General features: G+C 73.2%; 6 protein-coding genes and 1 pseudogene. 4 read left to right on the forward strand and 3 right to left on the reverse strand.

The window, feature by feature from the left end; genetic code table 11:
• From QM633_RS09690 to QM633_RS09700, 3 genes are all read left to right on the forward strand, one after another.
• Positions 1-546 (forward strand): hypothetical protein (locus tag QM633_RS09690; protein WP_415153551.1); only part of this gene is annotated, 546 nt, incomplete at its 5' end.
• 30 nt (positions 547-576) lie between these two features.
• Positions 577-1,545 (forward strand): acetylxylan esterase, encoded by a 969-nt coding sequence (locus QM633_RS09695; protein WP_415153552.1) that lies wholly within the window; start codon positions 577-579, stop codon positions 1,543-1,545.
• A 36-nt stretch (positions 1,546-1,581) separates the two neighbouring features.
• A complete protein-coding gene (locus QM633_RS09700) occupies positions 1,582-1,947 on the forward strand; it encodes a hypothetical protein (protein ID WP_415153553.1) in 366 nt (121 codons plus the stop codon).
• 138 nt (positions 1,948-2,085) lie between these two features.
• On the opposite strand, the gene QM633_RS09705 is transcribed toward QM633_RS09700, so the two are convergent.
• Positions 2,086-3,483: a xylulokinase gene (locus tag QM633_RS09705; RefSeq protein ID WP_415153554.1), complete on the reverse strand. Its 1,398-nt coding sequence runs from the start codon at positions 3,481-3,483 to the stop codon at positions 2,086-2,088.
• 102 nt (positions 3,484-3,585) lie between these two features.
• On the reverse strand, positions 3,586-4,776 hold the full coding sequence (xylA, locus tag QM633_RS09710) for a xylose isomerase (RefSeq protein ID WP_415153555.1): 1,191 nt from the start codon (positions 4,774-4,776) through the stop codon (positions 3,586-3,588).
• A gap of 99 nt (positions 4,777-4,875) precedes the next feature.
• Here xylA and QM633_RS09715 point away from each other — a divergent pair, with 99 nt between their 5' ends.
• Positions 4,876-6,039 carry an ROK family protein gene (locus tag QM633_RS09715; protein ID WP_415153556.1) on the forward strand — a complete coding sequence of 388 codons (1,164 nt, stop codon included), beginning with the start codon at positions 4,876-4,878 and terminating at the stop codon, positions 6,037-6,039.
• A 9-nt stretch (positions 6,040-6,048) separates the two neighbouring features.
• On the opposite strand, the pseudogene QM633_RS09720 reads toward QM633_RS09715, so the two are convergent.
• Positions 6,049-7,544: pseudogene (locus QM633_RS09720) on the reverse strand (hypothetical protein); the annotation flags it as partial.

The raw sequence follows: 7,544 nt of genomic DNA on the forward strand, positions 1-7,544 counted from the left end.
GACCCGCGCTGGACCACGCTGCGCGGCCCCGGAGGTTTCGCGACGCCGGCCGGGGACGGGTGGCGAGTCGAGCTGACCCGGGAGTCGCTCACCGGGACCGGAACCCCCGCTTTCCTCGGCGTCCGCCAGCAGCACGAGAACGTGGACGTGCGCGTCGCCGTGCGGGCCGTGCTGCGGCCGGGCGAGGAGGCCGGGCTGGTGGTGCGGCAGTCCGAGGCCGACCACGTCCGGCTCGCACTGACCAGCCGCGACGCCGGGGTTGTGGCCCGGGCGGTGCACCGGCGCGCGGGAGCGGAGTCGGTGCTCGGCGAGCTGCGTCCCGGCGCCGCACCGGGCGCGGCGGTCGACCTCGGACTGGTGGTCCGCGGCCAGGACTACACGCTCACCGTGGACGGCAGGACCGTCGCCACGGCGGACGGGCGCATGCTCGACAGCATCGCCACGGGCGGCTTCCTCGGCCTCTGGCTGGGCGTGTACGGCACCACCAACGGCGGTCCGACGGGCACGGCGATCCAGGTCGGCCCGTTCCGCTACATTCCGGTCTGAACCCCTTCACCGCCAGCGCAAGGACGCCCGATGCCACTGACCGACCTGACCCTCGCCGAGCTCAGGGACTACTGCCCTGTCGTGCCGGAGCCCGACGACTTCGACGACTTCTGGGCCGGGACGCTGGCCGGCGCGAGGGCCGTGCCGCAGGAGCTCTCCCTGGTACCGGTCCCCGGGCCGATCACCGAGTTGCTGGTCGAGGACCTGACCTTCCGCGGCTTCGGCGGCGATCAGGTGCGCGGCTGGGTGGTGCGGCCGCGGACGACCGTGGCCCTGCCGGCCGTGGTGGAGTTCATCGGCTACAACGGCGGCAGGGGTCTGCCGGCGGAGAAGCTGCGGTGGGCGGCCAGCGGGTTCGTCCACGTCGTCATGGACACCCGCGGCCAGGGCAGCGGCTGGGGCACCGGCGGTGCGACCGCCGACCCGCACGGCGCCGGCCCGGCCTTCGAGGGATTCATGACCCGTGGCATCGAGAGCCCCGAGGAGTACTTCTACCGGCGGGTGTTCACCGACGCCGCCCGGCTGGTCGAGGCGGTGGCGACGCTGCCGTTCGTCGACCCCGCGCGGATCGCGGTGACCGGCGGCAGCCAGGGTGGCGGGATCACGCTCGCTGCGGCGGGCCTGCTCGGCGAGCGGGTGTTCGCCGCGCTGCCGGACGTGCCGTTCCTGTGCCACTTCCGGCGTTCGGTCGAACTCACGCCGGGACGCCCGTTCACCGAGGTACGCAGTTACCTGTCCGTCCACCGCGACCGGGTGGCGGAGGTGTTCCGGACGCTGTCCTACTTCGACGGGGCGGTGTTCGCCCGACGGGCGAGCGCACCGGCCCTGTTCTCGGTCGGGATGATGGACGACATCGTCCTGCCGTCCTCGGTGTTCGCCGCCTTCCACAACTACGCGGCCGACGACCGCGACATCGCCGCTTACGAGTTCAACGGCCACGAGGGCGGTGAGACCTACCACTGGCAACGACAGGTGGAGTGGCTGCGCGAGCGCCTGTAGTCTCCCGGGGCCTCTCCCGCGTGCGACGATGTGCCGGTGACCTCCAGCGACTGGCCGCGCGACCCACGGCTCGACCCGTTCCGTGACACCGTGTGGGAACTGTCCAGGTCCGACCAGGTGGTCGCCCATCTCGTCTGCAGGGTGGTGCCGGTGCGGAGGCTGTGGGCACGGCGGGAGCAGCTCTGGTACCGGGTCTGCTGGCTCGACGGTCGCGCCGAACGGGCGCTCCTCGACTCCGGCCCGGTCTGGAGCGTGCTCGCCGACCTGGAGAACGGGCGGTTCGAGCTGCTCGACATCCAGGGCAGGGTGTTCGACGCCCGCCCGGCCCCCGCCGGCCGCCAGCCCGAGCTCTGGGCCCGCTACGGCACCCGCCTCCTGGAGACCAGGGAAACCGAAGCGTAGGAGGCCCGGCTCGTTGTTGTGCCGGTGCGGGCGGTGATCGTGGTCAGCTCGACACCGTCGGTCACGTCGTCCTGGGTTCCGGCCCTGGCCGGCCTGGGGACGGTTCGCCATGCCGGAGTTGCGGCGACCACACGCCCCTCAGCAGCGGGACGCGACCTCACGGTAGGCGGCGAGGATCTCCGGACGGAAGTCGCGCGCCGGGGACGCGACCAGCTGGACCGGCCAGGTCGGACGCCGGCCCGTGAGCACCCAGGCGGCCTGGCGGGCGGCGCCGTCCGCGACGTACTCGCCCGGACTGGGCACCTGGACGGGCGCGTCGAACACCTGCCCCGCGATCGCCTGGACGGCGGGGTTCGCCGCTGCGCCACCGATCAGCAGGATGCGCTCGACCCCCACCCCGAGGTCGCGGACGGCCTCGACGCCGGCGGCCAGACCGCCGAGCATGCCTTCCACCGCGGCCCTGGCCAGGTTCGGCCGGGTCGTGGACGCCAGGGTCAGGCCGGCGAGGGTCGCGGTCGCGTCGGGACGGTTCGGCGTCCGCTCACCCTCGAAGTACGGCACCAGCACCGCGCCGCCCGCGCCGGGCGCTGCCGCCAGCGCGAGCCGGGCGAACTCGGCGTGGTCCACGCCCAGCAGGCCGGCGACAGCGTCCAGCACCCGGGCGGCGTTCAGCGTGCAGACCAGCGGCAGGAACCCACCGGTCGCGTCGGCGAAACCGGCCACGATCCCGGTGGGGTCGCCGACCGGCGCGTCCGTGGCCGCGAACACCGTGCCGGACGTGCCGAGCGACACCGCGACGTCGCCGGGGCGGGCGTCGAGGCCGAGCGCTGCGGCCGCGTTGTCACCCGCGCCGGGGCCGACCAGGAACCCGGGCCCGGGGACGGATTCCGCCGCGCCGAGCACGCGAGGCAGGACGGCGTCGTGGCCGAGCGCCCGCACGAACAGGTCCCGGTCGTAGTCGCCGGTGGACGGGGACCAGTACGCGGTCCCGGACGCGTCCGACCGGTCGGTGACCAACTCCTCCAGCACCGGTCCGAGCCGAGACTCCCCCGCCGGGCCGTAACCGCGCAGCCGCCAGGTCAGCCAGTCGTGCGGAAGGCACACGGCGGCGACCCTGCCGGCGTTCTCCGGCTCGGCGTCGCGGAGCCAGCGCAGCTTGGTCGCGGTGAAGGACGCCACCGGCAGCACGCCGGTGCGCGCCACGTACGCGTCCCCGCCGACCTCGGCGACCAGGTCGCAGGCGGCCCCGGCGGAGCGGGTGTCGTTCCACAGCAGCGCCGGACGGATCACGCGGCCGTCCGCGTCGAGGACGACCATGCCGTGCTGCTGGCCGCCGATGCTGACCGCACCGACGCCCTCCAGCCCGCCGGCCTCGCCGAGCGCGGCCTGCAGCGCCGTCCACCAGTGCGCGGGGTCGACCTCGGTGCCGTCCGGGTGCGCCGCCCGCCCGGAAGCGAGCAGGGCGCCGCTGTCGGCGTCCCGGACGACCACCTTGCAGCTCTGGGTCGAGGAGTCGACCCCGATCACACCAGTCATGCGTACACCTCTCTGTTCACCGGCGGGTCAGATTCTCGGCCGGCCGTGACCGGCAGGGACTCTGACACCTCGGCAGTGCGCCGGGGACGGGGACGGGGACGGTCAGCGGGCACCGAGCAGGTGCTCGGTGGCCAGCTGCTGGAGCCGGACGAAGCCGAAGCCCTTGCCGTTGTCGTAGGCGGACGCGTCGAAGTCCTCGAATGCGGACCGGTCGGCGAGCAGCTCCGCGTAGCCCTCGCCGTCGCCCAGCGTGGGCACGGACAGCTCGGGCACCTTCGCCGCAGCGAGGACTTCCTGCACCTCGGGATCGGCGCGGAACGCCGCGGCACGCTCCTTGAGCAGCAGGTAGGTCCGCATGTTGGCCTGGACGGAGTCCCACACGCCGCTCTCGTCCTCGGTGCGGGACGGCTTGTAGTCGAAGTGGCGCATGCCGGTGTAGGCCGGTCCGCCGTTCGGGCCGCCGTTCTCCAGCAGGTCGACCAGCGCGAAGGCGTTGTGCAGGTCGCCGTGGCCGAAGACCAGGTCCTGGTCGTACTTGATCCCCCGCTGGCCGTTCAGGTCGATGTGGAAGAGCTTGCCGTGGTACAGCGCCTGGGCGATGCCCGCGGCGAAGTTCAGCCCCGCCATCTGCTCGTGGCCGACCTCGGGGTTCAGGCCGACCAGTTCGGGACGTTCGAGGCTGGAGATGAAGGCCAGTGCGTGACCGACCGTCGGCAGCAGGATGTCGCCGCGCGGCTCGTTCGGCTTGGGCTCGATCGCGAACTTCAGGTCGTACCCGGAGTCCACGACGTACTGGCCGAGCAGGTTGACCGCCTCGCGGTACCGCGCCAGCGCCGCGCGGATGTCCTTGGCCGCGTCGTACTCCGCGCCCTCGCGGCCGCCCCACATCACGAAGATCTTCGCGCCGAGTTCCGCGGCCAGGTCGATGTTGCGCAGGACCTTGCGCAGCGCGAAGCGACGCACGGCCCGGTCGTTGGACGTGAAGCCGCCGTCCTTGAACACCGGGGCGCTGAACAGGTTGGTGGTGACCATCGGGATCTTCAGACCGGTCGCGGCCAGCGCGCCCTTCAGGCGGTCGATCTGGGTCTGGCGCTCGGCGGCGGTGGAGCCGAACGCGAACAGGTCGTCGTCGTGGAAGGTGAGGCCGTACGCACCGTAGGACGCGAGCTTCTCGACGACGTGGACCACGTCGAGCGGAGCGCGGGTGGGGCCGCCGAACGGGTCGGTGCCGTTGTAGCCGACCGTCCACAGGCCGAACGTGAACTGGTCAGCAGGTGTGGGAGTGAGGGGCACGTGAATCCAATCTCTCGACGGTGAGCATTCGTTGTGACTCACAACATATCCCATCCCTTGGATAGGGTGCTACCCGGGAGACGATCGGAAGGGAACGGAGTGCCGAAAGGGACCACCGAGGACGTGCGGCGGCAGAACCTGGCCGCCCTGCTGGGCCGCCTCTACCGCGGCGGCCCCGCCTCCCGCTCGAGCCTGGGCAGGCACACCGGACGCAACCGCTCCACCATCGCGAGCCTGGTCTTCGACCTCGTCGACCTCGGCCTCGTCTTCGAGCGCGACCCCGACCCGGCGGGGCACGTCGGCCGGCCGAGCCCGGTGGTGAGCCTGTGCCCCGGCGTGTGCGCGATCGCCGTCAACCCGGAGATCGACGCCCTCACCATCGGCCTGGTGGGCCTGGACGGCGGCCTGCGTCGGCTGATCCGCCACGAGTACGCACGCATCCCGACGGCCCCGGAGGTGCTCGGCATCACCGCGACCGTCCTGGCGGGGATGCAGGCCGAGCTCGACGGGCTGATCGTGGCGGGGATCGGGGTGGCTGTGCCCGGCCAGGTCAGGACCGACGACGGCGTCGTCCGCAACGCCCCCCATCTGGACTGGCACGACGAGCCGTTCGGCGAGCCGCTGGCCGCGCTGACCGGCCGGCGCGTGTTCGTCGCGAACGACGCCGCGCTCGGCGCGTTGGCGGAGCACGACTTCGGCGCCGGCCGCGAGCACGCCCACCTGATCTACCTCAACGGCGGCGCGTCCGGGATCGGCGGCGGCGTGATCACGGCCGGCCGACTGCTCGGCGGGATGTCCGGCTACGCGGGCGAGCTGGGTCACGTGCGTGTGTCCAGCTCCCCCGTCGTCGACTCCGCGGGCATCGCCGGGACGCTGGAGGCAGAGGTCACCCGCGCCGAGCTGATGGACGCGCTGCGCCTCGACCGGGCCGACTCCGGCCAGTTCGAGGCCGCGCTCCTGGCCGACCGGACGGAGCAGGTCGCGGCCATCGTCGAGCGCCAGCTCGGCCACCTCGGCACGGCCCTCGCCGCGGCGATCAACCTGTTCAACCCGGAGGTCGTCGCGCTGGGCGGCTTCCTCGCCGCCCTGCAGGCCTACCACCCCGCCGGCCTGGAGCACGCCGTGTCGGCGTCCGCGCTCGCCCCGTCCCTGGAGGGCGTCCGGATCACGCCCGCGGAGCTCGGCGCGAACCTGTTGATGATCGGTGCGGCCGGGCTGGCTTTCCGGCCGCTGCTGGAGGATCCCGCCTCGGTCGCGGGGTGACCTGGCGGGTCAGTGCGGCACCCGGCGGGCCGTGTAGGCGTCCGACCGCGCCAGGACCGGCCAGCTGTCGACGATCCGGAGGTTCGCCTCGCTGAGCGAGCGCGTGGCGTACTCGCGGCCGAGGATCGCGACCGAGCCGCTGCGCAGGTAGGTCATCACCTGCTCCTGGTAGGCCGGATCGTCCGGCATCGGCAGGCCCTGGCCGATGTTGTCGATCAGGTAGTGCCCGGTGAGATCGATCCACACCGGGCAACCGCGGGCGATGTTGCGCCCGACCAGGCCGAGCTCGATCAGGGGCGCCGGGTCCTCCGAGGTGACGCAGCCCCCTGCGTGCGCGACCGCGGGTGCCAGCGCGGCGAAGCGGACGTCGGCGCCGGTGTGGCTCTGGGCGAGGTGCAGGTCGGCGGCGGTGGCCCAGGCGAGAACGACCGGGAGCAGCGCCAGCGAGCCCAGCCACGCCATCCGGTGACCGGGCGCCGGTGCCAGCGTGACCGCCGCGCCGAGGGTGATCGCGAACGGCACGGCGATCGCCGCCGGGTAGTGACCGTAGAAGGAGGGCGTGACCATCAGCAGCCACGTCATCGGCACGAGCAGCCCGACCCCCAGCCACGCCGCGGCGAACTCCCTGGCCCGCCAGAGGGCGAGGCCCACCACCACGGCGGCCAGCCCGGCGAGGACGAAGGCGACCGCGGCACCGGGAGGCCTCCCGAACAACCCGAGCATGACCCAGATCCGCTCTTCGGGGGTCGCCATGACCAGCTCGGGTCGGCCCAACTGCGCCGCCACCACCATCGTCCACATCCGCGCGGGTGCGGCGAGGAAGAAGGGCAGCACCACCAGCGCGCAGGATCCGGCGGCGGCCAGCGCCACGGCCAGCGCGTGCCGCAGCCCGCGGATGGCCCACGCCCAGACCAGCACGACCGCGACCATCACCACGCCCCAGATCTTCACCGCCGGAACCAGGCCGAGCAGGATCCCCGCCCCCAGCACCCGCCCCCGCGTCCGGCGACCGGCGAGGAGGAGCAACGACGACAGCAGGAAGGCGTTGGCGAGCCCCTCGAGCATCGTGGTCGACTCCGCGTACGCCGCGGGGAAGTAGAGCGCGTAGGCCAGGCCGCCGACCAGCGCCGACAACAGGCCGAGCGGACGCAGGAGCCGCGTCACGGCGATCGCGTTGAAGGCCCCCAGCAGCATCCAGGCGACCCTCGCCGCGGCGAAACCGAACGACTCGGAGGTGACCTGGGCCAGGCCGGCGAACGGGGTGAGTGCGAGCAGGACCATCGGCGGGTGCAGGAAGAGGAAGTCGCGGTACGGCAGCCGTCCGTGCACCAGCGCGAGCGAGCCCGAGAAGTGCACGGCGTCGTCGTAGGTGCCCTCGCCGGTCAGTTGGGCGTAGCGCAACAGGTAGGCCCGCGCGCCGAAGGCCACCACCCCGACCAGCACGGCGAGCAGCGCCGCGGGCCGGGCCCGCGTTCCGTGCGCGGGGGCGCGCCCGTCCGCTGCTC

The sequence above is a fragment of the Propionicimonas sp. genome (assembly GCF_047606205.1).
Lineage (GTDB): Bacteria > Actinomycetota > Actinomycetes > Propionibacteriales > Propionibacteriaceae > Propionicimonas.

What these genes read in the sequence shown, in the direction of transcription:
- QM633_RS09695 (WP_415153552.1), top strand. Translation starts at nt 577, where the DNA reads ATGCCACTGACCGACCTGACCCTCGCCGAGCTCAGGGACTACTGCCCT.
- QM633_RS09705 (WP_415153554.1), bottom strand. Translation starts at nt 3,483, where the DNA reads ATGACTGGTGTGATCGGGGTCGACTCCTCGACCCAGAGCTGCAAGGTG.